Source organism: Halomonas halophila, assembly GCF_030406665.1.
Taxonomy (GTDB): Bacteria; Pseudomonadota; Gammaproteobacteria; order Pseudomonadales; family Halomonadaceae; genus Halomonas; species Halomonas halophila.
Genome location: NZ_CP129121.1, coordinates 2,901,901 through 2,926,926, shown reverse-complemented (window position 1 = coordinate 2,926,926; position 25,026 = coordinate 2,901,901). Strand labels below are relative to the sequence as shown.

Below are 25,026 nucleotides of genomic sequence, written 5' to 3'. Positions count from 1 at the left end.
TTATCGGCTTTGGCTTGGAATGAATGATCGATCGTGGGGCAGGCTCCGTCGGAAGAAGAACACAGCGGCCGGCTCGGGGCCTGGCACCGTCTGCTCAGGTTAGTTGCACCTCGCCCAGCGCGCTTGTCAGTCGTTCCAGCAGCGCGCCGCTGTGGCGCCAGAAGTGCCAGTAGAGCGGCACCTCGAGGCAGTGCGACGGGGCCAGGCTGGCGAGTCGCCCGGCGTCCTCCAGCTCGGCCACCTGGCGTCGCGGCATCATGCCGTAGCCGATGCCGGCGGTGGCCAGGCGCACGAAGCCCTCCGACGAGGGGCAGAGGTGATAGGGAAAGGCGCCGTGATAGCCGCACTGGGCGAGGAAACGGTGCTGCAGCTGGTCGTGAGGGCCGTAGACGATCGCCGGAGCGTGGCGGAAGGCCGTCTCGGTGGGGCCGTCCGGGAAGTGGCGGGCGATGTAGGCCGGGGTGGCGTAAGGGTGGTAGACCATGGTGCCGAGCGGTACGCAGCGGGCGCCGGCGATGGGCTGGTCGCTGGCACACAGGCAGGCGGCCACCTCGCCGTCGCGCAGCCGCTTGAGGCCCACGTCCTGATCCTCGATGACCAGATCGAGCAGCAGCCCCTCGTCGCGGCACAGGTCGGCGACGGTCCCGGCCCACCAGGTGGCCAGGCTGTCGGCGTTGATGGCGATGCGCATCCGTGGCGAGGCGGCGTCCAGGGTCGGCAGGGCGTTGCGCAGGTCGCGTTCGAGCAGCTGCACCTGCTGGTAGTGGTTGAGCAGCTGGCGCCCCGCCGGGGTAGGGGCCAGCTGCGGATGGCGGATCAGCACCGGCTGGCCGAGGCGGATCTCCAGGGCCTTGATGCGCTGGGACACCGCCGACTGCGAGAGTCCCAGCGCTTCGCCGGCGCGCTCGAAGCCGCCGGTCTCGATCACCGTGGCCAGTGCCTCGAGCAGCTTGTAGTCGATCATAAGCAAAACTGATGCAGTATTAAGAAGATGATTTTTCAGTATAGCGATCCGCGGCTAGTCTGGCGCCATCGAAGGCCCGGGATTGCCCGGTGCCGTGAGGGAATCACCGGGAGATCGGGAGGATCGATGCTGGAGAGTTATCTGGCCGGGCTGGTGGTGTGCGGCGGGATCATCGTCGCCATCGGCGCTCAGAACGCCTACGTGCTGGGGCTGGCCGTGCGGCGCCGCTATCACTGGTGGTCGGCCGGTCTGTGCATGAGCACCGACCTGCTGCTGCTGACCGCGGGCATGTTCGGCATGAGCACGCTGCTGCTGGCGTTTCCCGGCACCCTGGCGGCACTGCGCTGGCTGGGGGTGGCTTTCCTGGGCTGGCTGGCCATCCAGGCGCTGTACCGGGCCGCCGCCGGACGAGCCGGCCTGGCGGTGGAGGCGGATGCGGCCAGGGACTCCGGCATCGCCCGGGTGCTGCTGGCGACGCTGGCGGTGACGGTGCTCAATCCCCAGGTCTATCTCGATACCCTGTTGCTGATTCCCTCCATCGGGGCCCAGCAGGACAGCGCCGTGGCCTTCGTGGTCGGCGCCGGTAGCGCCTCCATCCTGTGGTTCAGCCTGCTGGCCTGGGGTGGGGCGCTGCTCTCGCCCTGGCTGTCGCGGCCGCTGGCCTGGCGCTGCATCGACGGGGCCATCGGCATGATGATGGCGGCCATCGCCCTGCAGCTGGCCATCGCCCCGCCCGGGGCCATGGCCTGAGGATCGATCCTTAATATTAGCTTTTAATTATATGGAGATGGCGACTGGTTGGCCGACGTTCCGCCACAACTGGCGCGTCGCCAGTGCCCCGTGTCATGCGCTACAGTGACGGACTGGTGCCCGATCGGGATCGCGGGCGAAGCGGGAACACAACAAAGGATCGAAAATGGCCGGATGCCAATCGATCGTCCGGCTTGCCGGGCTGGTACTGGGGCTATGGATGGCCGCCGTGTCGGGAGGCGTGCTCGGTGCCTCGAGCGACTTCGTGAGGGTCGACGAGTACATGCAGCGCCACCCCGAGCAGCAGGCGCTCATGGCGGACCTGTCCGCCCGGGTCAGGGGGCCTGCGGTGCCGCTGTCCACGCCTCCTCTTCGCGAGATTCGCATTGCTGTCATCTACCCGGCCCTTCAGGCCTCGGACTACTGGCGACGCAGCCTGGCGTCGATGGAAGCCAGGCTGCGCGCACTGGACATGCCGTACCAGCTGAAGGTCTACATGTCGCGGCCGACGGTGGACGTGAACCTCCAGGCCCGACAGCTCACCAACGCCCTTCAGTGGCGCCCGGACTACCTGGTGTTCACCCTGGATACCGTGCCCCACCTGCGCATGATCGAGCGGGTGCTGGCGCTGGGCCGTCCGCGACTGATCCTGCAGAACGTCACCACGCCGCTGGCCGAGTGGGAAGACGATCCGCCCTTTCTCTACGTCGGCTTCGATCATGAGGAAGGCTCGCGCCTGATCGCCGAGTGGATGCTCGAGCAGGCCGACTATCGGGGCAAGTACATGACGCTGAGCTTCTCGTCCGGTTACGTCGGCCGCATGCGCAGCGACACCTTCGTGGGCATGGCGGGTCGCCATCCCGGGCTGGAACGGGTGGCCAGCATCAGCGCCGACGGCGACCCGGAAAGGGCCTACCGCGAGACCCTGCGCACCCTGGAGGCGCATCCCGACCTGACGATGATCTTCGCCGCCTCCACCGACGTGGCGCTGGCGGCGCTGCGGGCACTGCGCGAGACCGATCGCCTGGATGTGCTGATCAACGGCTGGGGCGGGGGCTCGGCGGAGCTCGAAGCGCTGGGGCCGGGCGGGCTGGACGTCACCGCCATGCGTATCAACGACGACAACGGCGTGGCCATGGCCGAGGCGATGCGCATGGTGATGCTCGGGCAGCAGGCCCGGGTGCCGGCGATCTTCGCCGGCGATATCGTTCGCGTGACCCGCGACACGCCGCCCGAGCGCATCGAGGAGCTGAAGCGGCGTGCCTTTCGTCTGAGCGAGTCGTCCGACGATGGCTAGCGCCGGCATGCGCTGGTGAACCCGGTCGGCCCGATGGCACGTGATTGCTACACTGAAGCCGTCACGCTCGCGGATGGCCGCCCGGCAGACATCGGGCGCAGGACCGTCCTGACACTTCCAGCTCTCTTCTATCGAGGTATCGCCATGCGTCATTGGTTTGCAGGATGCATCGTCTCGCTGGCCACCGCGCTGCCGGCCGTCGCCCTGGCCCAGATGGAGCCCGTCGCGGCACCGTCCGACGCCGAGGTCTACTTCATCTCCCCCGAGGATGGCGCCACCGTCAGCGGGCCCGTCACCGTGCGAATGGGGCTCGAGGGCATGGGCGTGGCCCCGGCCGGCACCGAGGCCGAGGCCACCGGCCACCATCACCTGCTGATCGACACGCCCCTCGAGGAGGTCGATCTTTCCCAGCCGCTGCCCTCCACCGAGCAGACCCGCCACTTCGGCGGCGGCCAGACCCAGGTCACCCTGGAGCTGCCGCCCGGCGAGCACACCCTGCAGCTGCTGTTTCTCGACTATCGCCACCTGAGCTTCGAGCCGACCGTGGCCTCCGAGCCCATCACCGTTCACGTGGAGTAGGCGGCAGCGAGGGCGCGCGACGCGCTTTTCACTTGCCCCGGGGCCGGCAACTTTCCGCTGGCCCCGACGCCGGCACTTTTCTGCTTGCCCCGAAGACGGCAACTGGGTAGCGTCGCCCTCCCGCTTTCATGCCGTTCAAGACAGGTCCATCCCGTGACTGATGCCCCCTCCCAGGACGCCGCCGTCGGCGCCTTCTCTCGCCTGCCGCTCTCCGCCGAGCTGCTCGCCAACCTCGACTCGCTGGGCTATCGGCAGATGACGCCGATCCAGGCCGAGAGCCTGCCGGCGATGCTCGACGGACGCGACGTGATCGCCCAGGCCCGCACCGGCTCGGGCAAGACCGCGGCTTTCGGGCTGGGCCTGCTGTCGCGGCTCGCGCCGGCCAGTTTCCGGGTGCAGGGGCTGGTGCTGTGCCCGACCCGTGAACTCGCCGATCAGGTCGCCGAGGAGCTGCGCCGGCTGGCGCGTGGCCTGCCCAACATCAAGGTGCTGACGCTGTGCGGCGGTGCGCCCATGGGGCCGCAGCTGGCCTCGCTGGCCCACGGCGCCCATCTCGTCGTCGGCACCCCGGGCCGGGTGGAGGAGCACCTGCGCAAGGGCAGCCTGGCGCTGTCGGACCTCGACACCCTGGTGCTGGACGAGGCCGACCGCATGCTCGACATGGGCTTCCAGGCGACCCTGGAGGCGATCATCGCCGCGACCCCCGAGAGCCGCCGGACCTGGCTGTTCAGCGCCACCTACGGCGACAGCGTGCGCCCGCTGGCCGAGGAGCGCACCCGCGACCCGGTCGCGATCTCGATCGAAGAGCCCCACGACGAGGACACCATTCGCGAACACTTCTACCGGGTGGCGGACGACGCGGCGCGCTTCGAGGCCCTGCGCCTGCTGCTGCTGCACCGGCGCCCGACCGCCAGCGTGGTGTTCTGCAACACCAAGCAGGAGACCCGCGAGCTCGCCGCCGCCCTGGACGACGCGGGCATCAGTGCGCTGGCGCTGCACGGTGACCTGGAGCAGAAGGACCGCGACCGCCTGCTGGTGCTGTTCGCCAACCGCAGCGCCTCGGTGCTGGTGGCCACCGACGTGGCGGCCCGGGGGCTGGACATCGCCGCGCTCGACGCGGTGTTCAACTACCGCATCGCCCGGGAGCTCGAGGTCCATGTGCACCGGGTCGGGCGTACCGGCCGGGCCGGCCACCAGGGCGAGGCCTTCACGCTGGTCGGCGAGAACGAAACGCATCGACTGGAACGGCTCGAGGCCTTCCTCGGCCAGTCTCTGGAGGCCGAGGCGCTGCCGCGCCTGAAGGGCGAGCCGATGCCGCTGCGCGCGCCCATGGCGACCCTGCAGCTCGGCGCCGGCAAGCAGCAGAAGATCCGCCCAGGCGACATCCTCGGCGCCCTCACCGGCGAGGGCGGCCTGGACGGGGCGCGGATCGGCAAGATCAAGGTGCTCGCGCGCAGCACCTACGTCGCCGTCGAGCGCGAGCTGGCCGAGTCCGCCCTGGCGCAGCTGAACGGCGGCCGCCTCAAGGGCCGTACCTTCCGTGCCCGCCGCATCAGCCGCTGACGGCCGGGCGGCGAACCTTGGGGCACCGCGCGGGTCGAAAGCACGCTTTTTGACTCATCAAACAGGACGATGGCCCATGAAACGACTCTTTCAGTTTTCTTATTTCCTGGTGGTGGCGCTGTGGCTGGCGGGGTGTGCGGCCGTCGAGCGTTCACCCCAGGCCGAAGCGGCGCTCGGCGAGCTGCCGGCCAGCTATCGCGGCGAGCTGCCCTGTGCCGACTGTGCAGGGATTCACTACCGGCTCTCGCTGTTCCCCGACGGCGTCTACACCCTCTCGTCGGTGTATCTGGGCGACGACGACGGGCGCCGCTTCCATGAGCAGGGCGAGTGGTCGCTGGATGCCAGCGGCGAGACCCTGACGCTGAGCGGTGGCGGGCAGGGGCCTCGCCAGTGGCGAATCGTCGACGGGGGCGTTGCCCTCGAGATGCTCGATCTCGAGGGCAACGCGATCGAGTCCTCGCTGAACTACCGTGTGCAGCGCACGGGGCAGTTCGTCAGCGAGACCCTGGAGGATAGTTACTGGAAGCTGATCGAGCTGGGCGGCGAGCCCGTCGACGTGGCCGAGGGCGCGCGCGAACCGCATCTGGTCTTTCACGGCGAGCAAGGGCGGCTGGCCGGCTTCAGCGGCTGCAACCGCCTGGCCGGCGAGTACCGTCGCGAGGGCGATACCCTGAGCATCGGCACCGTGGCGAGCACGCGCATGGCCTGCGTGCCGGGCCACGATCTCGAACCGCGTTTCCTTGCCATGCTCGAGCACGTGGCCGGCTATCGGGTGCGGGCCGACTGGCTCGAGCTGCTCGACGCCGAGGGCGAGGTGATCGCGCGCTTCGAGGTGCGCCATCTGACCTGACGCCTGCGTGATCCGCGTCACCAACGACAAGCGGCCGGCTCCCTGGGGAGCCGGCCGCTTTCGTTCCTGCGCTGTCGTTGCTGGGCTTTCGTTGCTGGGCTTTCGTTGCTGGCCCTGGGGCCAGGGATCGAGGCTCAGGGCAGCTCGGCGCTGTGATAGACGTTCTGGACGTCGTCCACGTCGTTGAGCATGTCCAGCAGCTTCTCGAACAGCGCCACGTCGTCGCCTTCCACCGGAGTGGTGGCCTGGGGCAGGAACTGGATCTCGTCGGTCTCGAAGTCCAGTTCGCCGAAGGCGTCGATCAGCGCCTGCTTGGCCTTGGCGTACTCGGTGTGCGGCGCGAAGACGGTGATGTGGCCGTCCTCGTTCTCGATGTCGGTGACGTCGACGTCGGCTTCCATCAGCGCCTCGAGCACGGCCTCCTCGTCGCTGCCCTGGAAGGCCAGGATGGCGCAGTGGTCGAACATGTGGCTGACGCTGCCCGGGGTGCCCAGCTTGCTCTTGGTCTTGGTGAAGCAGGTGCGCACGTCGCCGATGGTACGGTTCGGGTTGTCGGTCAGGCACTCGACGATGACCATGGCGTTGCCCGGGCCGAAGCCCTCGTAGCGCGCCGGCTCGAAGTCCTCGCCGCCGGCGCCGCTGGCCTTGTCCAGGGCCTTGTCGATCACGTGGGACGGCACCTGGTCCTTCTTGGCGCGCTCGATCAGGCCGCGCAGCGCCAGGTTGCCGTGGGGGTCGACGCCGCCCTGCTTGGCGCAGACGTAGATCTCGCGGCCGTACTTGCTGTAGACCTTGGTCTTGGCGGCGGCCGTCTTGGCCATGGATTCCTTGCGGTTCTGGAAGGCCCTGCCCATTGCGTTTTCCTGTTGCGACTGTTCTCGGCACTGGATTCTACGAGACAGCGGGCGCCGGTGACAGCCCTGATTTTTCCCGCCGCCGGCGTCTACACTGGCCTCAGGCCACCCGCTGGAGTCCGCCGCATGGATCATCACGCCTATCGCCACGCCCTCGCCGAACGCCTGGCCGGCAGCGAGGTGCCGGTGCCCGAGGCCGAGCTCGACGCCCGCTGCCGGCGTCTGCGCGAGGCCATGGCCGACGCCGGACTGGACGCGCTGCTGCTCACCGATCCCGCCGATCTCTACTATCTCACCGGCTACCACACCTTCGAGGTCTCGGTGCACGCCTGCCTGGTGGTCGACGCCGCGCGCCTGGTGCTGCAGGTGCCATCCATCGAGACCGGCCCGGCGGTGGTCACCGCCCGGGTCGACGAGATCCTCGGCTATCGCTGGGAGAGCCCGGAGGAGGTGATCGCGCCGCTGGCCGAGACCCTGGCGCCCCATCGCGCCATCGGCCTCGACCCGCTGAGTGCCGGGCTGCGTCACGGCGTGCTGGCGCCGCTGCAGCAACGGCTCGGCGCCGAGCGGTTTCGCGACGATGGCGGGGCGCTGGTCGATGCGCTGCGGCTGGTGAAGAGCCCGTGGGAACTCGACTGCCTGCGCGAGAGCGCGCGGATCACCGGGCTCGGCATCCGCGCCGCCAGGGACGTCGTCGCGCCCGACGTCAGCGACGGCGCGGTGGCGGCGGAGGGCGCCCGGGCGATGCTGGCGGCGGGCAGCGAGTTCATGAGCCTGCAGCCCATCGTCACCGTGGGGCCGCGCTCCGGCACCATCCACGTCAACCACAAGCGGCGCACCATCGGCGCGGGCGAGCCGGTGTTCCTGGAGTTCGGCTCGGCCTTCGAGCGCTATACGGCGCCGATGATGAGCACCGTCGTGGCCGGCCGCGCCGACGACGAGATGCGGGCGCTGCGCGACGCCTGCCGGGCCGCCTTCGAGGCGCTGTGCGCGGCACTGCGGCCGGGCAACACCTTCGACGATGCGGCCCGGGCCGGCGAGGCGGCCATCGCCGGCTTGAACGCAGGGATCGCCGAGCGAGCCTTCTTCTCCGGCGTCTTCGGCTACTCGGTGGGCGCCCAGTTTCCGCCCAGCTGGGTCGAGGGCACCGGCTATCTCGCCCGCGGCCAGCCCCGTGAGCTCGAGGCCGACATGGTCTTCCACCTGCCGCTGTGCCTGCGCCTGCCGGGGCGCTTCGGCATCGGCGTGAGCGATACCGTGCGCGTCACCCCGGGTGGGGGCGAGCCGCTCACCGACAACGACTGGCAATTGCACGAGCGGCCTTGAAGCTCGCCCGTGTAGCCCTCTTTGTCGATTACGTTAGCAAGCTATTTATTGAATCAGGAGGCAGCATGCAGGTCGTGACTCTCAAGGCCCCGGGCGGGCTCGATCATCTCGAACTCGGCGAACAGCCGGCACCCGGCGAGCCCGGCCCCGGCGAGATCCGCGTGCGCCTGCACGCCAGCTCGCTCAACTTCCACGACTACGGCGTAGTGGCCGGCGCGATGCCCACCGAGGACGGCCGTATCCCGATGTCCGACGGCGCCGGCGAGGTCGAGGCGGTCGGCGAGGGCGTGACCGAGTTCGCCGTCGGCGATGCGGTGGTCTCCACCTTCTTCCCCGAGTGGCTGGACGGCCCGGCGCGCCACGGCGACTTCACCAGCGTGCCGGGCGACGGCGTCGACGGCTATGCCCGCGAGGCGGTGGTGCGGCCGGCGACCTGGTTCACCCGCCAGCCCGAGGGCTGGTCTCACGCCCAGTCGGCGACCCTGACCACCGCCGGGCTGACCGCCTGGCGCGCGCTGGTGGGTGACGGCGGCCTCAAGGCCGGCGATACCGTGCTGGTGCTGGGCACCGGCGGCGTGTCGATCTTCGCCCTGCAGTTCGCCCGCATGATGGGCGCGCGGGTGATCGCCACCTCGTCGTCCGAGGCCAAGCTCGAGAAGCTGCGCGAGATGGGCGCCGAGCACGTCATCAACTACCGCGAGGAGCCCGAGTGGGGCCGCAAGGTGAAGGCGTTGACCGGCGGCGGGGGCGTCGACCATGTGATCGAGGTGGGCGGTCCGGGCACGCTGCCGCAGTCCATCGAGGCGGTGCGCATCGGCGGCCATATCTCGCTGATCGGCGTGCTGACCGGCCGCGGCGGCGAGGTGCCTACGGCCAAGCTGATGGCCAAGCAGGCGCGCCTGCAGGGGCTGATCGTCGGCAGCCGCACCCAGCAGCAGGAGATGATCCGCGCCATCGAGGCCAACGGCATGGTGCCGGTGATCGATCGCGAGTTCCCGCTCGGCGAGATCGCCGACGCCTTCCGCCACCAGGAAGCCGGCCGCCACTTCGGCAAGATCTGCCTGACCTGGTAACTTCGCCCGCCTGACATCGCGGGCAACCTCCATGCGCCGCCGCGCCCTTGCCGGGTGTCGGCGGCGCGCGCATTCTGGGGGCATGCCCGCTGCCCGGAGGTGCCGATGTTCCGCTTCTTCGAGACCCTGGTCGATCCCTATCCCGAGCGCGAGATGGGCGTGCCGCCGCGCGGGCTGTTCGCCTTCATCCGCTTCTATTCGCGCCCGGTGGCGGGGCTGCTGGTGGCCATGTCGGTGGTCGCGGGGCTGGTCTCGGCGGTGGAGCTGGTGTTCTTCCACAGCATGGGGCAGCTGGTCGACTGGCTCTCCAGCGCCGAGCGCGAGGGCTTCTTCGCCGCCCACGGCTGGCGCCTGGCGGGGCTCGCGGCGCTGGTGCTGGTGGGCCTGCCGCTGCTGGTGTTGCTGCGCTCGCTGCTGACCCACCAGGGCATCTTCGGCAACTACCCGATGCTCGGCCGCTGGCTGTCGCATCGCCAGATGCTGGCCCAGAGCATGGCCTTCTTCCAGGACGAGTTCGCCGGCCGCGTGTCCCAGAAGGTGATGCAGACGGCGCTGGCGATCCGTGAGACGGTCATGAAGCTGATGGACCTGCTGGTCTACGTGGTCGTCTACTTCGTCGGCGCCATGTGGCTGCTGGGCAGCGCCGAGCCCTGGCTGGTGGCGCCGCTGGTGCTGTGGCTGGCCGGCTACGTCGCCCTGATGCGGATCTTCGTGCCGCGGCTGCGCGCGGTGTCCATGGCCCAGGCCGACGCCCGGGCGCGCATGACCGGGCGCATCGTCGACAGCTACAGCAACATCCAGACCATCAAGCTGTTCGCCGACCGCCGCCGCGAGGAGGCCTACGCCCGCGACGCCATGGAGGGCTTCATGACCACGGTGCACGGCCAGATGCGCCTGGCCACCTGGCTGTCGGTGTCGCTGACGGCGCTCAACTCGCTGCTGCTGGCCTCGGTGGCGACGCTGGCCATCGGCGCCTGGTATCTGGAGATGGTGTCGCTCGGCGTGATCGCGGTGGCCATCGCCCTGGTGATGCGCATCCGCTTCATGTCCGACTGGATCCTGTGGGAGGTAGCGAGCCTGTTCGAGAACATCGGCACCGTGCAGGACGGCATCAACACCATCGCCCGCACGCCGGCGGTGCAGGACGCGCCGGACGCGGGCGAGCTTTCCGTGAGCCGCGGTGAGATCCGCTTCGAGGCGCTGCGCTTCGGCTACGCGCGCCCCGGGGCGGCGCTGGAACGGCCGGTATTCGACGGCTTCGACCTGACCATCGCCCCGGGCGAGAAGGTCGGGCTGATCGGCCGCTCCGGCGCCGGCAAGTCGACGCTGGCGCATCTGCTGCTGCGCTTCTACGACCTGCAGGGCGGGCGCATCCTGATCGACGATCAGGACATCGCCGGCGTCACCCAGGAATCGCTGCGCCGCCACATCGGCATGGTCACCCAGGACACCTCGCTGCTGCACCGCTCGGTGCGCGACAACATCCGCTATGGCTGCCCGGAGGCCGACGACGAGGCGATCATGCGCGCGGTGCGCCAGGCCCACGCCGACGGCTTCCTCGACGACCTGGTCGACCCCAGGGGCCGGCGCGGCCTGGACGCCCACGTCGGCGAGCGCGGCGTGAAGCTCTCCGGCGGCCAGCGCCAGCGCATCGCCATCGCTCGGGTGCTGCTCAAGAACGCACCGCTGCTGGTGCTCGACGAGGCCACCTCGGCGCTGGACTCCGAGGTCGAGGCCGCCATCCAGGAGCAGCTCTATGCGCTGATGGCGGGCAAGACGGTGATCGCCATCGCCCACCGGCTGTCGACCATCGCCATGCTCGACCGGCTGGTGGTGGTCGACGAGGGGCGCATCGTCGAGGTCGGCAGCCACCGCGAGCTGCTGGCCCGCGACGGCCTCTACGCGGCGCTATGGCGGCGCCAGTCCGGCGGCTTCCTGGGGCTCGAGTGCGACGAGGCAGAGGCCGCTCGCGCCGAACCCACCACGGAGCGCTGAGCCTTCATCGAGGCGGGGCCTCGTCGTCCATCCCGACCACCTGCGCCAGATAGCCTCGGGCGTAGCGCCCCAGCTGCCGGGCCAGCGGATCGTCGCTGGCGCCGAGCCCGGCCAGCACGCCGGCTTGGTCCTCCCTGGATCGGTGCTGGCCCAGCTTGGCGGTCCCCTGCAGGTCATCCAGCCGAATCCGGAAACCGACCACGCCGGCGAGCAGTCGCCGCCGATAGGCCTCGCTCATCAGCGTGGTGTCGTCCAGCAGCTCGGGCTCGTACCGGGCCACCAGGGCGTCCATCGAGGCCAGGGTGGCGGCATCGTCGAGGCATTCGACGCTGCCGCGGGCGTGCACGGCCGCGTAGTGCCAGGTCGGCACCGCCGGCCCGGCGGCGTACCAGCGCGGCGACACGTAGCCGTGTGGACCCTGGAAGACCGCCAGCACCCGCCGGCCGTCCAGCTCGTGCCCGTGCGGATTGGCGCGGGCGAAGTGGCCGTAGAGGGTGCCGAGCTCGCCCTCGTCGCGCTCGAGCACCAGGGGCAGATGGCTGACCCGCAGGCGGTCGTCGGTGAGTGTGGCGAAGCCGTGGGCGTCGATCAGCGCCCGGGCCTGCGCCAGGGGCATGTGCGTATCGCGAGGGTGATGACCGGGGCGTGTCGATGTCGTGTCATGCGCCGGGGAAGTCGCTGTCCTCGTGCCTTGCATGGTGATCTCCTTGGACTGGGTGGCGATGGGCGATGACAGCCTCGGAGTCTGTGGGCATAGTGGTTCCCTGATAAGAACCACTATTGGAGAAAACGATGGAACCGGTTGTCGCCGCGCGGGCCGACTGGCTCGGCGAGGCGCTGGGCATGGTATTGAGCGAGTCCTCCTCGCTGCCGCTGACGCGCCGCCTGTATCGGGCGCTGCGCGACTGGGTGCAGTCGGGGCGCCTGGCCAGCGGCGCCCGGCTGCCGTCCTCCCGCCGCCTGGCGCGGGAGCTGGGCGTGGGGCGCAACACCGTGCTGGACGCCCTCGACCAGCTGGTCGCCGAGGGCTTCCTGGAGGCCCGACCCGGCGCCGGCACCTACGTGGCCGATCTGCCGTTTTCTCACCTCGAGGCGCCGGCGCAGGAAACGTCGGACGACCCATCGCCGGCGGCGGCGCTGTCGGCACGTGGCGAGCGGCTGCTGCGACTGAGCGGCGCCGCGGCCGGGCATCACGAGGCCTTTCCGCCGGGCGTGCCGGCCCTCGATCGTTTCCCCGACGAGCTCTGGCAGCGCCTGCTCCGGCGCCACCGGCGGCGAGCCCCCGAGGCCTGGCGGGACTATCGCGCCGAGGGCGGCGTGCCGGCGCTGCGCGAGGCGCTGTGCGATTACCTGCGGCTGTCGCGCTCGGTGCGCTGCCGCCCGGAGCAGGTGCTGGTGGTGCAGGGGGCCCAGCAGGGCTTCGAGCTGATCGCGCGGATGCTGGCCGATCCGGGCGAGGCGGTGTGGATGGAGGAGCCCGGCTATGGCGGCGCCCGGGCCTGCTTCGAGGCCTCCGGCCTTTCGCTGGTGCCGGCTCCGGTGGACGACGAGGGCCTCAATCCGGCGCGCGTGCCGGCGGGCCACGGCGCCCCGCGGCTGATCTACCTCACGCCCTCCCACCAGTATCCCTGCGGCGTGACCATGAGCCTTGCGCGGCGACTGGCGCTGCTCGAGGCGGCCGAGGCGCATGGCGCCTGGATCGTGGAGGACGACTACGACAGCGAGTTCCGCTACGGCCAGCGGCCCGTCGCCGCCCTCCAGGGGCTCACCGAGGCGGCGCGGGTGATCTACGTCGGCACCCTCAGCAAGGTGCTCTATCCGGGGCTCCGGCTCGGCTATCTGGTGCTGCCGGCGCCGCTGGTGGAGCCCTTCCGTCGCGCCAACGCGAGGCTGCATCGCGAGGCTCAGTACCCGGTGCAGGCGGCGCTGGGCGAGTTCATCGCCGCCGGGCACTTCTCGCGGCACGTGCGCCGCATGCGCGAGTGCTACCGCCAGCGCCAGGCGCTGCTGCGGCGGGCGCTGGCACCTGCCGTGGCGCGGGGGCTGGTGCTCTCGGAGGGGCAGGCCGGCATGCATCTGGTGGCCTGGCTCGACGACCCCGCCCATGAGGCGGCCCTGGTCGAGCGCGGCGAGGCGGCCGGCATCACTCTGTCGCCGCTGTCCGGTTTCTATCAGCAGGCGCCGGGGCGGCCGGGGCTGGTGCTGGGCTACGCCGGCACCCGCGACGAGGAAATCCTGCGCGCCGGACGCTGGCTGGCCGAGGCCTGGCTGGCGCGGGTCGATGGCGTCGATCGACGGAACTGATCGAAGGGCACGGCCGAGCCCCCGGCGTCGGACTCCACTATCCTCTGACGGGAGGCGGCCGGCTCCGAGGGAAGGCGGCCGCGCGATTCTCGAGAGGAGGGCGACATGCTCAAGGCCGTACTGCTCGACATCAGCGGCGTGCTGCACGAGGACGGCCGGGCGCTGCCCGGCGCGGTGGAGGCGGTGGCCCGGCTGCAGGCACGCGAGCTGGCGCTGCGCTTCGTCACCAATACCTCGCGCAAGACCAGCGAGCGGGTCCATGCCGAGCTGCGCGAGCTCGGTTTCGCGGTGGCGCCCGAGCAGGTCTTCACCGCGCCGGCGGCGATCCGGGCCCATCTGCTCGCTCACGAACTGCGGCCCTACCTGCTGATCCATCCCGACCTCGAGCCCGAGTTCGTCGGCCTCGATACCGCCGATCGCGACGCCGTGGTGCTCGGCGATGCCGCCGAGCGCCTCGACTACCGCCATCTGGACGCTGCCTTCGGGCTGCTGCAGCGCGGCGCGCCGCTGCTCACCGTGGGCACCAATCGCTATTTTCGCCAGGGCGGCGAGCTGCACCTGGACGCGGGCCCCTTCGTGCGCGCCCTGGAGTACGCTGCCGAGATCGAGGCGACGGTGCTCGGCAAGCCGGCCGCGGGCTTCTTCCGCGCCGTGCTGGAGGATGCCGGCGTCGAGCCGCATGAGGCGCTGATGGTCGGCGACGACGTCGAGTGCGACGTGGCGGCGGCGCTCGAGCTGGGGCTCGAGGCTTGCCTGGTGCGCAGCGGCAAGTATCGCGACGGCGACGAGGCGCGGGCGCCCGGTGCGGCCTGCGAGGACGACCTGGCGGCGCTGGTGGCGCGCCGGTTTCCCGAGTGAGCGGCGTCACTGCCACCAGGCCACGCCCAGCCCGACCAGCAGCGACAGCAGCATCGGCGGGGCGACCCGCTTGCCCAGCGCCGCGCTGCCAAGCCCGGCGGCCATGCCGGCCTTGATCACGTTGTTGACCGAGGCGGCCAGGATGATGCCGAGCACCGCGGTCGAGGGCGGGATGGCATCCTGAGAGAGCCGGGTCAGCGACAGGGTGATGGCGTCCACGTCGGCCACGCCGGAGGCCGCCGCCAGCAGGTAGATGCCGGCGTCGCCGAGCCAGGCCTGGAGCCACTGGCCGAGCAGCATGATCGCCGCCAGCAGCACGCCGAACAGCAGCGCCATGCGCAGCTCCAGCGGGTTCTGATGGCGCTCGGGGCGCTCGATGCGCGCTCCCTGGCGATGACGGCGCCACAGCAGCAGGGCCGGCAGATAGAGCAGCAGGGTCATCAGCGCCACCGGCAGCACCAGGCTGGGCAGCAGCGCCGGGTTGATCACCAGGCAGTAGAGCAGGATGCGCGGGAACATGGTGCCGCATGCGATCAGGATGCCCGCCGCCAGCAAGGGGGTGAGCGCGGCCTGCTGGCGCGACAGGCGGCTGAAGTGCAGGGTCAGGGCGGTGGAGGAGCTGAGCCCGGCGAACAGGCTGGTGAACAGGATGCCCTTGGCGGCGCCGCCCAGGCGCATGGCGAAGTAGCCGATGAAGGAGATGCTGGCGATCATCACCACCATCCACCATAGCTCGCGCGGATTGAGCGCCTCGCCGGGGCCCAGCCCGCGGTCGGGCAGCAGCGGCAGCATCACCACCGTGATCAGCAACAGCTTCAGGCCCGCGTCCAGCTCGTGGGCCTGCAGGCGATTGAGCAAGCCGTGGATCTCGCGCTTGTTGTCGAGGATCAGCGCGGTGACCACCGCGCAGGCCGCGGCCAGCGCCAGGTCCACGGCCACCGCCACGGCGCCGAAGCAGAAGGTCAGCAGCAGGCCGATCAGGCCGGTGATGCTGTAGTCCCGGCTCTGGGGCAGCCGCGCGCGATAGGCGCTGCCGGCCAGCGCGGCGACGACGACCAGCAGCAGCGGAAAGGCCCATTCGGTGACGACCTCGGCGAGCAGGGCGGCGAGGCCGCCAAGCAGGCCGACCAGGGCGTGGGTTCGTATGCCGGCGATGCGTTCGCCGGCCTTCTGTTCGCGTGCCACCCAGCCGCGCTCGATGCCGATCAGGGCGCCGAGCAGCAGGGCCACGGCCAGACGGATGGCGGTGTCGTGCCCGGCGAGGAACTGCTGCGTGACTTCTTCCATGAGACGCTCCCTGCGCGATGCTTCCCGTTGCCTCAGCATAGGTCTTCCCGACGATCGCGCCTTAAACGAGAGGCGGCCCCGTGCGGGACCGCTTGGATGGCGGATGACGGTGCCGGTGGTTCAGTCGATGGTGACTGCGGCATGTGAATCTCAACCTGTACCAGGTCAAGGATTGCCGTCATTCGTGGTGCACGGGGCTGCTAGTCTGAAAAGGAGACGGCCGGGACGGGGCGCCCCGTGACCCATCCCGACGCGCGTCGCCGATCCGGCGTCTTCAGACCCTTTCACGACACAGGGGAGGGGATTCCCATGCCCATGGAGCGCGTCAGACGCTTTCTCGACGAGAACGGCGTCAAATATGTCATCCAGCAGCATTCGACGGCCTACACCGCCCAGGAAGTCGCCGAGGCGGCCCACGTGCCCGGCCGCCACTTCGCCAAGAGCGTGATGGTCGAGATCGACGGCCGGCTGGCGCTGGCGGTGCTGCCGGCCACCGACCGCGTCGACCTGCAGCGCTTCGCCCAGGCCGTCGGTGCCAGCCGCGTCGAGCTGGCCAGGGAAGCGGATTTCCAGGACCGTTTTCCCGACTGCGAGCCGGGGGCGATGCCGCCCTTCGGCAACCTCTTCGACCTGGAGGTGTTCGTTTCGCCGCACCTGGCCGAGGCCGACCTGATCGCCTTCAGCGCCGGCAGCCACCACGAGGTGATGCAGCTGGCCTTCGGCGTGTTCGAGGACCTGGTGAAGCCGGCCGAGGTGGCGATGTAGGCCAGATCGAGAGGTAGGCCAGATCGAGAGTTAGGCCAGGCCGAACGGAGAGACTTGCCAGTCGGTCATCGCTCTCGGATACTGTATATAAATACATTATTCGAGGGAGGTGGCCATGGCGTCGCCGATTCTCGGCGCCGCGGGCGGGCGAGCCGCGGCGCCGTCCTCTTCGGGGGCCGTCCAGCCGCTGCTGGGATGCCGGGTGCGGGCGGGCTTCCCGAGCCCCGCCGACGATCATCTGGACGTGGAGCTCGACCTTCACGCCCACGTGGTGCGCCGCCCGGCCTCCACCTACTTCGTGCGCGCCGAGGGCGATTCGATGCTCGGCGACGGCATTCATGACGGCGACCTGCTGGTGGTGGACCGCAGCCTCGAGCCGCGGCCCGGGCGGGTAGTGATCATCGCCGTGGACGGCGAACCCACGGTCAAGCGGCTGGCCCGGCGCGGCGACGCCCTGGTGCTGGAGGCCAGCAACCCGCGCTACGCGCCGATTCCGCTGGCCGGCCGCGAGTGCCATGTGTGGGGCGTGGTCACCCACGTGCTGCACGCCCTGCCGGGAGCGGCGCCGTGATCGCCCTGGTCGACAGCAACAACTTCTACGTCAGCTGCGAGCGTGTCTTCGATCCCGGCCTCGAAGGCCGGGCGGTGGGCGTGCTCTCCAACAACGACGGCTGCGTGGTGGCGCGCTCGGCGGAGCTTAAGACGCTGGGCGTGGCGATGGGCATGCCGGCCCATCAGATTTCGCCCGCGCTGCGCCGCCGGATGACGCTGCTGTCCAGCAACTACGCTCTCTACGGCGACATGAGCCGGCGCGTGAACCGGATCCTGGGTGAGTTTTCGCCGGAGATCGAGGCCTATTCCATCGACGAGAGCTTCGTCGGCCTCGACGGGCATGAGCCCGACGACCTCGAGGCCTGGGGCCATCGGGTGCGCGGGCGGGTGCTGCGCGATACCGGCATTCCGACCTGCGTGGGGCTGGCGCCGACCCGGGTGCTGGCCAAGACCGCCAATCGCGTCGCCAAGTCGCGCCCCGAGCTGGGCGGCGTCTGCCGGCTGGCGGCCGATGCGCCCGAGACCCGCCGCGTGCTCGAGGCGCTGCCGGTGCACGCGCTGTGGGGCGTGGCGCGGCGCAGCGCCGAGCGGCTGGCGCTGCAGGACATCCACACCGCCTGGCAGCTGCGCCAGGCCGACCCGAAGCAGATCCGCCGCACCTTCTCGGTGGTGATGGAGCGGCTGGTCTGGGAGCTGCGCGGGCGGCCGGCCATCGCCCTGGACGACGTCACCGAGCCGCGCCAGCGGATCATGGTGTCGCGCTCCTTCGGCCGGCTGACCGGCGAGCAAGCCGAGCTGCAGGCGGCGATTCGCCAGTACGGCGCCCGGGCCGCCGAGAAGCTGCGCCGCCAGGGCAGCCGCGCCTGCGCGGTGCTGGTGTTCGTGCGCAGCGACCCGCACCGGCTCGGCGAGCGTCAGTACCGCAACAGCCAGGTGGTGGCACTGCCCGGCCCCAGCGACGACACCCGGGAGCTGATCGCCGCCGCCCAGCGCGGCCTGGCGGCGATCTTCCTCGACGGCGTGCGCTATCAGAAGTGCGGGGTGATGCTGCTCGACCTGGTCGACGCCGAGCGTCATCAGCTCTCGCTGCTGCAGGCCGGCCACGGCCCCGAGCGGCGGCGCGGCGAGGCGCTGATGGCCACCCTCGATCGCCTCAACGCCCGCATGGGCCGCGATACCGTTCGCTTCGGTGTGCCCGGCGAGCACGCCGCCTGGCCGCTGCGCTGCGAGCATCGTACCGCGCGCTACACCACCCGCTGGAACGAGCTGATGAGGGTCAAGGTGCGGTGACGCGAGAGATCGGTGGGACGTGGAATGTTGCACTGCGTCACGATTAGACTAAAGTATATAGACAAAGGTATAATGCCTTCGACATCCACCGACGCAAGGATCATCTACCATGACGACTGCTACCGTCACCGCCCGTCCTTCCCTGGCCAAGCGTTTCGGCAAGCGTGCCTACCGCGTGCTGGAAGTGATGACCGAGAACGCCTATCGCAACTTCCAGAGCCGCATGGCCTACGCCTACATCTAAGGCGCAGGGCTCGACCGGCACCTGATCCTGGCGGTCCGCGAGCTCGCGGACGCCGGGTGCCGGCCACCTCTTCCTTTCCTGTGTTTCCTCTGCCGTATTTCACCGAACGTCCATCCCTGCAACGGGGAGTCTCAGCGGACGCGGTGCCCGCTCAAGCCTCTCCCATCCTGGCCGATACTCTTCCGACGCATTAGGGAAGGGCGACTCGTGCCGTGAGGGGATGCCAGTCAGATGATCGATCGTGAAACCCGGAGTGGACGCCGATGCGGCGCACGCCTGCTGGCCTGCCTGTCGGGCGCGCTGCTGTTCTGGAGCCTGATGGCGCTCGGCGGCGAGGTGCAGGATCTGCGACTGCGCAGCGAGGCGGCGCATACCCGGGTGGTGCTGGACCTTTCCACGGCGATGCCGAGCGATGTCTTCACGCTGCGCGGGCCGGACCGGTTGGTCATCGACCTGGCCGAGGGTCGTCTGGCCGGCGAGCTGGGGGATGTGCCGCTGGCCGGCAGCCCGATCACCGGCATTCGCACCGGGGCCCGCGGCGACGGCACCCGGGTGGTGCTCGACCTGAGCGGCCCCGTCGAGGTCGAGAGCCATGATCTGCCGCCCGCGGGCCTTCAGGGGCATCGGCTGGTACTGGACCTCGCCGCGTCCGGCCCCGCGTCTGCGCCGCCGGCGCCGGTCGATCCTGCGCCTTCACTGCCGACCGGTGGTGGCCGCGATATCGTGATCGCCGTGGATGCCGGTCATGGCGGCAAGGACCCGGGCGCCGTGGGTCCGAGTGGCACCTACGAGAAGGACGTGGTGCTGGAGCTTGCCCGGCGACTGGCGCGCCGCCTCAACGAGGCGCCGGGCTTTCGCGCGGTGCTGACCCGGGATCGCGACGTCTACGTGGGGCTGCGTCGACGGACGACCATCGCCCGCGAGCATCGCGTCGATTTCTTCGTCTCGATCCACGCCGATGCCGTGGACCGGCCGGGGCCCCACGGCAGCTCGGTCTATGCGCTGTCGACGAGCGGTGCCAGCTCGGAGTCCGCCCGCTGGCTGGCCAACAGCGAGAACCGCGCGGTGATCGCCGACGACGAGGCCTTCATCGCCCTGGCCGAGCAGGACATGGCCACCCGCAGCGCGTTGCTCGACCTCTCCATGAACGCCACCCTCAACCAGTCGCTGGCCGCCGGCGGGCGCATCCTCGAGCGGTTGGGGCGCATCAACGACCTGCATAAGCCGCGGGTCGAGCAGGCCGCCTTCGTGGTGCTGAAGTCGCCCGACATTCCCTCGCTGCTGGTCGAGACCGGGTTCATCTCCAATCCGAACGAGGAACGTCGCCTGCAGAGCGGCGCCCATCAGCGGGCGCTGGTGACATCCATCGTCGAAGGGCTCCGGGCGCACTTCCAGGCCGAGCCGCCGGAGGGCACCCTGCTGGCGGCCAGCAGCGGGCGCTGAGGCCTCTTGGCAGCGCGGCGTGTCGGGCCGTATGATGCGGCGCAAAGCCGGTGTAGCTCAGCTGGTAGAGCAACGCACTCGTAATGCGTAGGTCGGTGGTTCGAGTCCACTCGCCGGCACCACTTCTCGCGACGCCGCCCCTGATATCAGGGGCGGCGTCGTCGTTTGTGCCGCAGGCCTCAGTCGTCCAGCCGGGTCAGGCCCTCCTGGGCGCTGGAGGCGACCAGGCGGCCCTGGCGGTCGTAGATGCTGCCGCGAGTGAAGGCGCGGGCGCCGCCGGCCCAGGGGCTGTCCATGTCGTAGAGCAGCCAGTCGTTGACCCTGACGTCGTGGTGGAACCACAGCGAGTGATCGAGGCTGGCGATGCGCAGGTCGGGATCGCCGAAGCGCTTGCCGTGGGGCACCAGTGCGGTGGTCAGCAGGTGGAAGTCGGAGCTGTAGGCGAGCAGGTAGCGATGCAGGGCCGGGTCGTCCGGCAGCTCGCCTGCGAGGCGGAACCACAGCCGCTTGCGGGCCGGGCGCCCCGGCTCGGCGTCGTCCTCGATGTGGCAGAACTCGATCGGGTGGCCAGGGAAGCGCTGGTGCAGGTTGGCCCGGTCGAGGGCCTCCGGGGCGGGCACCTCGGGCATCGTCGGCTGGTGGTCGAGGCCGCTCTCCTGGCCGTGGAAGGAGGCGCTGCAGAAGAAGATCGGCCGGCCCTTCTGGATGGCGGTGATGCGGCGGGTGGTGAAACTGCGGCCGTCGCGCACCGCGTCGACCTGGTAGATCACCGGGCGGCTGGCGTCGCCGGGGCGCAGGAAATAGCCGTGCAGCGAGTGCACGCGCCGGCTGGCGTCCACGGTATGAGTGGCCGCGGAGAGCGCCTGGCCGAGCACCTGGCCGCCGAACAGTTGGGGCAGGCCCAGATCCTGGCTACGGCCGCGGAACAGGTTCTCCTCCAGGGGCTCGAGGCGCAGCAGGTCGGCCAGGTCGTTCAGGGCGTCGCTCATTCCGGGTATCCTCCATGGGCCACGGCATCCGCGCGTGGCGGGCGTTCATACGAATGTTTCATTCTGAGTAGTCTACGGGAGTCGGCGGTCATGCGCAGCGACGAGTTCTACATGCATCGTGCCCTCGAGCAGGCACGGCTGGCCGGGGAGGCCGGGGAGGTGCCGGTCGGCGCGGTGGTGGTGGACGCCGCCGGCGAGATCGTCGGCGAGGGCTACAACGCGCCGGTGGCGGGCCATGACCCCAGCGCCCACGCCGAGATCCGCGCCCTGCGCGATGCCGGCACGCGCCTCGGCAACTACCGCCTCGATGGCTGCACCCTGTTCGTGACCCTGGAGCCCTGCCTGATGTGCACCGGGGCGATCATCCACGCGCGGCTGGCGCGGGTGGTCTACGGTGCCGCCGAGCCACGCACCGGCATGGTCGAGTCGAAGGCCAACCTGTTCGCCCAGCCCTGGTACAACCATCGAGTGACGGTGGAGGGCGGGGTGCTGGCCGCCCGGGTCTCGAAGCTGCTCAAGGCCTTCTTCGCCGAACGCCGTTCAGGGGCCACCGACGGGTAGGTCGGCCGGCGAGGTGGCCCGCTCGATGCGGTCGCGCCCCAGTGACTTGGCACGGTAGAGGGCGTCGTCGGCGGCCTGGAGCAGCTCATCGGCCACCAGCGGCCCCTCGTCGAGGGTCGCCACGCCGACGCTGAGGGTCACCGGTGCGCCGTCCTGATGCGTCAGCCGACTCTCGGCGAGGGCCGCCTGCAGGCGCCTCGCCACCGCTTCCGCGTCTTCCGCGCTCGACCCGGGCAGGCAGGCGACGAACTCCTCGCCGCCGAGCCGGGCGAAGACGCCGCCGGCGGCATCGAGCACCGCGTGGCCGAGTCGGCCCAGCTCGGCGAGATAGCGGTCGCCGACCAGGTGACCGAGCCGGTCGTTGACCAGCTTGAAGTGGTCGATATCGCACAGCAGCACGCTCAGCGGTCGCACCCGGTCGTGTTCCGCCAGCACCTGGAGGAAGCGGCGTCGGTTGGGCAGCCGGGTGAGTTCGTCGTGGGTGGCGAGCCACTCGACTTCCTGCTGCAGCCGGGTGCGGTTGCGCACCTCGCGGCGCAGCTCGCGGTTGGAGCGCCGTGCCTGACGGTGCTGCAGTTGCATGTAGCGGCGGGCGAACAGGGCCAGGTAGAGCAGGTAAGCCAGCGTCAGCCCCGCCGCCAGGGTGACCACCGGCAGTCGTGGGCGCCGGGCCAGCAGTGCATCGTGGCCGGGGCGGGTGATCAGGGTCAGCGACAGGTCGTCCAGCGTCAGCGGCGAGGCATGGCGCCAGGGGCCGGGGCGCCGGGCGGTGCCCTGGTGGGCGAGCAGCCGTTCGCCGTCCAGCAGCGTCAGGGCGGCGGTGTCGGGGGCGACCTGACGGAACAGCGTGTCCGCCATCGAGCGCAGGCCGACCACCACGCCCACGGCGCCGAGGATGCGGGCGTCCCGGGCCTGGATGACCGGCAGGTAATGGACCATGCCGGGCTGGCCCTGGAGCAGCGCGATGACCCGGGTCTGGCCGATGGTGCCATCGTGCAGGGCCTTGCCCAGCGCCTCGCGTCCGTCCGGCTGAGCCTCGAACAGCCGGGTGCCGAGCAACGGCGTGTTGTACGCATTGGCCGGATGTACGTGGAGGATACGGCTTCGCGGGTCGATGAAAGCGATGTTGAGCAGGTACGGGAAGTCCTGGTGGTACAGCTCGGCCTGATAGGCCCACTGGTCGGCGGAGGGCGGTGCGTCCTGCCAGCGCCATGACGCGGCGAAGCGACGCATGGCGGCCAGGTGGTCGTCGATCTCGTCCGAGAGCCGCTGGCCCAGCCGTTGCCCGAGCTCGGCGATCGCCTGCTGCTGCTGGCGGTCGGCGTCCCGATGCTGGTGATACCACAGCCCCATCGTCAGCGTGGCCAGCAGCAGCGAAGGCCACAGGGCGCGCAGGATGCTGTTTCGCGAGGTCCGCCAGCCACCGAGGATGTCGACCAGCTGGGCGAGCAGCAGGCAGGCCTGGGCGGCGAGCAGTGGGCCGTCGGGGCTCAGCGCCAGCGGCCCGTCCGTGGGGTGAGGGGCCAGCAGTTGAGCGAGCAGCGCCAGGCCGGCGGTGCCCATCAGCAGCGGGGCGCCGAGGTTGGCTCGGGTGCGGGTCAGCAGGCTGAGGTTCAGTAGGCCCAGGCACAGCAGCATCAGCAGCGGAGGGCGCCAGTCGTCGATGTGGCTCCCCGCCATCAGGCGCCCCTCCCAGCGGTTCCAGTCGGCCTGGGACACCCAGGCTTCCGGCAGCTGATAGCTGAGCAGGGCGATGGCCAGCCAGGCCAGCGTCGGCCATGTCACCAGCCGCGACAGCATCAGGTGCCGCAGGTGCCAGGCCAGCTGGCCGGCGGCGGTCAGGCCGATGAGGATCAGTTCCGTGCCGGCTCCCGCCAGGGGCAGGGACGCCATCAGCAGGCCGAGCAGCGCCACCAGCGGGGCGGCGGCCGACAGCGGCAGGGCGCCAAGCCGGTATTTCATGAGCGGATCTCAGCCGCTTGGCGGGGCGCCAGCGTCGTCCGCGCCAGAGGGCTGACGGGCGCTGAGGCGATGGAACTGCTGACGGCTGCGGTCCACATAGGCGAGGATCTCGTGGTAGCGACGAATGTTGCGAACGTAGATGACCGGCTCGCCGCCCCTGGCATAGCCGTAGCGGGTCTTGCTGTACCATTCGCGCTCCTGCAGCAGGGGCAGGGCGTCGCGCACGTCTTCCCAGGTGTCGGGGTCGCCGCCGCGCATCTCCGCGAGGCGACGGGCATCGTAGAGATGGCCGAGGCCCACGTTGTAGGCGGCCAGGGCCATGAACAAGCGGTCGTCCCCGGTTATCGACTCCGGCAGACGATCCTTTAGCGAGCGCAGGTAACGCGCGCCGCCATGGATGCTCTGGGCCGGGTCGAGGCGGTTGTCGACGCCGAGCTCCCCGGCGGTGGCATTGGTCAGCATCATCAGCCCGCGCACCCCGGTAGGCGAGGTGGCGTCGGGCTGCCAGTGGGATTCCTGATAGCCCACCGCGGCCAGCAGCTTCCAGTCGAATCCGCTGTCGCGAGCGGCCTCGCGGAACAGGGCGTCGTAGGTGGGCAGCCGTTCGTGGACGTGACCGATGAAAGTGCGCGCGCCGACGTATTCCAGATAGTTGTCGCGACCCAGATAGCGGGTCTCGAGGCGGGCCAGCAGGCCGCTGTCCTGCAGCGTCTCGAGGAAGCGATTGGCCTCGCGCAGCAGGCCGAGCCCGCGCTCGCTGGGGAAGGCCCAGGCCAGCGACAGCGGGCGCCCCAGCCGGAAACCGTCCTCCACCTCGGGGAAGAACAGCCGGTTGAGGCGGAACTGGCGCTCGAAGACCACGGCGGCGTCCAGGGTGCCATCGGCAACCCGGCCGAGCAGTGCCGAGACCTCGATGTCATCGGCCTCCTGCCAGCTCAGCCAGGGGTGCTCGGCCTTCAGTTCGTGCATCACCCGATCGGTGCCGGTATTGCTCAGGGTGCCGATCGCGAGACCCTCGAGGTCGGCAATCTCGCCGGGGGGCGGCAGCCCGCGGCGATACACCAGCACCGGTTGCAGCGGCAGGATGGGGCGGCTGAACATCAGGCCGTCCAGGGTGGGGTCCAGCGGCAGGGCCGCGGCGCCGAGATCGCCCTCGTGGCGGACCGCCTCGAGGACGCCTGCGATGTCGTGGTCGGCGTCCAGGTTGAGGCTGACGCCCAGGAAATCGGCGAAGCGCCGCATCAGCTCGTATTCGAAGCCGGTCGGCCCCTGGCGGCCCTCGTAGTAGGTCGTGGGGGTGTTGCGGGTCTGGACGTTGAGGAAGTCCCGCGTCCGTACCTCCTCGAGCAGAGGTCCGGGGGCGCGGTGGGGGCGATCGGTGATCAGGCCCAGCCCCAGTAACGCGCACAGGGTCGCGTAGTTGCGCCGGCGGCGGCGCAGGTGGTCGAGCAGGGATGCCAGCATAGTGATGTCGGGATGCGATGAGTACCGCCACCTTACCCAGCGCCTCGCAGGCTGTC

Annotated in this window: 23 protein-coding genes and 1 tRNA gene; 17 read left to right on the top strand and 7 right to left on the bottom strand. The window is 70.3% G+C overall.

Going from position 1 to position 25,026, the window contains the following annotated elements; genetic code table 11:
• Positions 1–94: 94 nt before the first annotated feature.
• Positions 95–964, bottom strand: a complete 870-nt coding sequence (locus QWG60_RS13770) for a LysR family transcriptional regulator ArgP (RefSeq protein WP_046078271.1) — start codon at positions 962–964, stop codon at positions 95–97.
• Between the two features lie 126 nt (positions 965–1,090).
• Here QWG60_RS13770 and QWG60_RS13765 point away from each other — a divergent pair, with 126 nt between their 5' ends.
• From QWG60_RS13765 to QWG60_RS13745, 5 genes are all read left to right on the top strand, one after another.
• Entirely contained in the window at positions 1,091–1,714 is a 624-nt protein-coding gene (locus tag QWG60_RS13765; RefSeq protein ID WP_035597625.1) for a LysE/ArgO family amino acid transporter, read from the top strand.
• 166 nt (positions 1,715–1,880) lie between these two features.
• Complete coding sequence (locus QWG60_RS13760; protein WP_146908511.1) at positions 1,881–3,011, top strand: substrate-binding domain-containing protein; 1,131 nt, start codon at positions 1,881–1,883, stop codon at positions 3,009–3,011.
• 144 nt (positions 3,012–3,155) lie between these two features.
• On the top strand, positions 3,156–3,590 hold the full coding sequence (locus QWG60_RS13755) for a DUF4399 domain-containing protein (protein WP_107182477.1): 435 nt from the start codon (positions 3,156–3,158) through the stop codon (positions 3,588–3,590).
• A gap of 153 nt (positions 3,591–3,743) precedes the next feature.
• Positions 3,744–5,153 carry an ATP-dependent RNA helicase DbpA gene (dbpA, locus tag QWG60_RS13750; protein ID WP_146908509.1) on the top strand — a complete coding sequence of 470 codons (1,410 nt, stop codon included), beginning with the start codon at positions 3,744–3,746 and terminating at the stop codon, positions 5,151–5,153.
• Between the two features lie 76 nt (positions 5,154–5,229).
• Complete coding sequence (locus QWG60_RS13745; RefSeq protein WP_046078268.1) at positions 5,230–6,003, top strand: META domain-containing protein; 774 nt, start codon at positions 5,230–5,232, stop codon at positions 6,001–6,003.
• Positions 6,004–6,137: 134 nt separating this feature from the next.
• On the opposite strand, the gene QWG60_RS13740 is transcribed toward QWG60_RS13745, so the two are convergent.
• The gene (locus tag QWG60_RS13740) at positions 6,138–6,857 is read right to left on the bottom strand and encodes a YebC/PmpR family DNA-binding transcriptional regulator (protein WP_046078267.1); all 720 of its coding nucleotides are present in this window, start codon (positions 6,855–6,857) and stop codon (positions 6,138–6,140) included.
• A 126-nt stretch (positions 6,858–6,983) separates the two neighbouring features.
• Here QWG60_RS13740 and QWG60_RS13735 point away from each other — a divergent pair, with 126 nt between their 5' ends.
• The 3 genes from QWG60_RS13735 (at position 6,984) to QWG60_RS13725 (ending at position 11,251) form a co-directional block, all read left to right on the top strand.
• The gene (locus QWG60_RS13735; RefSeq protein ID WP_146908507.1) at positions 6,984–8,183 is read left to right on the top strand and encodes a M24 family metallopeptidase; all 1,200 of its coding nucleotides are present in this window, start codon (positions 6,984–6,986) and stop codon (positions 8,181–8,183) included.
• 65 nt (positions 8,184–8,248) lie between these two features.
• Positions 8,249–9,256, top strand: a complete 1,008-nt coding sequence (locus QWG60_RS13730) for a zinc-dependent alcohol dehydrogenase family protein (protein WP_046078265.1) — start codon at positions 8,249–8,251, stop codon at positions 9,254–9,256.
• Positions 9,257–9,361: 105 nt separating this feature from the next.
• Positions 9,362–11,251 carry an ABC transporter ATP-binding protein gene (locus QWG60_RS13725; protein WP_046078264.1) on the top strand — a complete coding sequence of 630 codons (1,890 nt, stop codon included), beginning with the start codon at positions 9,362–9,364 and terminating at the stop codon, positions 11,249–11,251.
• Positions 11,252–11,255: 4 nt separating this feature from the next.
• On the opposite strand, the gene QWG60_RS13720 is transcribed toward QWG60_RS13725, so the two are convergent.
• Positions 11,256–11,867, bottom strand: coding sequence for an FMN-binding negative transcriptional regulator (locus QWG60_RS13720; protein WP_146908505.1), 612 nt, complete (start codon positions 11,865–11,867; stop codon positions 11,256–11,258).
• A 176-nt stretch (positions 11,868–12,043) separates the two neighbouring features.
• Here QWG60_RS13720 and pdxR point away from each other — a divergent pair, with 176 nt between their 5' ends.
• Both pdxR and QWG60_RS13710 read left to right on the top strand, forming a co-directional pair.
• A complete protein-coding gene (gene pdxR / locus QWG60_RS13715; protein ID WP_146908503.1) occupies positions 12,044–13,555 on the top strand; it encodes a MocR-like pyridoxine biosynthesis transcription factor PdxR in 1,512 nt (503 codons plus the stop codon).
• Between the two features lie 105 nt (positions 13,556–13,660).
• Positions 13,661–14,413, top strand: a complete 753-nt coding sequence (locus tag QWG60_RS13710) for a TIGR01458 family HAD-type hydrolase (protein ID WP_146908501.1) — start codon at positions 13,661–13,663, stop codon at positions 14,411–14,413.
• A 6-nt stretch (positions 14,414–14,419) separates the two neighbouring features.
• Here the strand turns inward: QWG60_RS13710 and QWG60_RS13705 are convergent, their stop codons facing one another.
• On the bottom strand, positions 14,420–15,700 hold the full coding sequence (locus QWG60_RS13705; protein ID WP_046078261.1) for an MgtC/SapB family protein: 1,281 nt from the start codon (positions 15,698–15,700) through the stop codon (positions 14,420–14,422).
• A gap of 309 nt (positions 15,701–16,009) precedes the next feature.
• Here QWG60_RS13705 and QWG60_RS13700 point away from each other — a divergent pair, with 309 nt between their 5' ends.
• From QWG60_RS13700 to QWG60_RS13675, 6 genes are all read left to right on the top strand, one after another.
• Positions 16,010–16,465: an aminoacyl-tRNA deacylase gene (locus QWG60_RS13700; protein ID WP_106487894.1), complete on the top strand. Its 456-nt coding sequence runs from the start codon at positions 16,010–16,012 to the stop codon at positions 16,463–16,465.
• Positions 16,466–16,580: 115 nt separating this feature from the next.
• Positions 16,581–17,036, top strand: coding sequence for a LexA family protein (locus tag QWG60_RS13695; protein ID WP_246124662.1), 456 nt, complete (start codon positions 16,581–16,583; stop codon positions 17,034–17,036).
• Complete coding sequence (locus tag QWG60_RS13690; RefSeq protein WP_146908499.1) at positions 17,033–18,307, top strand: Y-family DNA polymerase; 1,275 nt, start codon at positions 17,033–17,035, stop codon at positions 18,305–18,307. The genes QWG60_RS13695 and QWG60_RS13690 overlap by 4 nt, the downstream gene beginning before the upstream one ends.
• A 109-nt stretch (positions 18,308–18,416) precedes the next feature.
• The gene (locus QWG60_RS13685; RefSeq protein ID WP_281288373.1) at positions 18,417–18,551 is read left to right on the top strand and encodes a hypothetical protein; all 135 of its coding nucleotides are present in this window, start codon (positions 18,417–18,419) and stop codon (positions 18,549–18,551) included.
• A 231-nt stretch (positions 18,552–18,782) separates the two neighbouring features.
• Positions 18,783–19,994 carry an N-acetylmuramoyl-L-alanine amidase gene (locus QWG60_RS13680; RefSeq protein ID WP_246124661.1) on the top strand — a complete coding sequence of 404 codons (1,212 nt, stop codon included), beginning with the start codon at positions 18,783–18,785 and terminating at the stop codon, positions 19,992–19,994.
• Positions 19,995–20,040: 46 nt separating this feature from the next.
• A tRNA-Thr gene (locus QWG60_RS13675) sits at positions 20,041–20,116 on the top strand.
• Positions 20,117–20,173: 57 nt separating this feature from the next.
• On the opposite strand, the gene QWG60_RS13670 is transcribed toward QWG60_RS13675, so the two are convergent.
• A complete protein-coding gene (locus QWG60_RS13670; RefSeq protein WP_146908497.1) occupies positions 20,174–20,983 on the bottom strand; it encodes an acyl-CoA thioesterase in 810 nt (269 codons plus the stop codon).
• Positions 20,984–21,073: 90 nt separating this feature from the next.
• Here QWG60_RS13670 and tadA point away from each other — a divergent pair, with 90 nt between their 5' ends.
• Complete coding sequence (gene tadA, locus QWG60_RS13665; protein WP_035597582.1) at positions 21,074–21,544, top strand: tRNA adenosine(34) deaminase TadA; 471 nt, start codon at positions 21,074–21,076, stop codon at positions 21,542–21,544.
• Here the strand turns inward: tadA and QWG60_RS13660 are convergent.
• Positions 21,524–23,506, bottom strand: coding sequence for a GGDEF domain-containing protein (locus QWG60_RS13660; protein ID WP_146908495.1), 1,983 nt, complete (start codon positions 23,504–23,506; stop codon positions 21,524–21,526). The two genes, tadA and QWG60_RS13660, sit on opposite strands and share 21 nt — an antisense overlap.
• 9 nt (positions 23,507–23,515) lie before the next feature.
• Positions 23,516–24,970, bottom strand: coding sequence for a membrane-bound lytic murein transglycosylase MltF (mltF, locus tag QWG60_RS13655; protein ID WP_146908492.1), 1,455 nt, complete (start codon positions 24,968–24,970; stop codon positions 23,516–23,518).
• Positions 24,971–25,026: the final 56 nt, after the last annotated feature.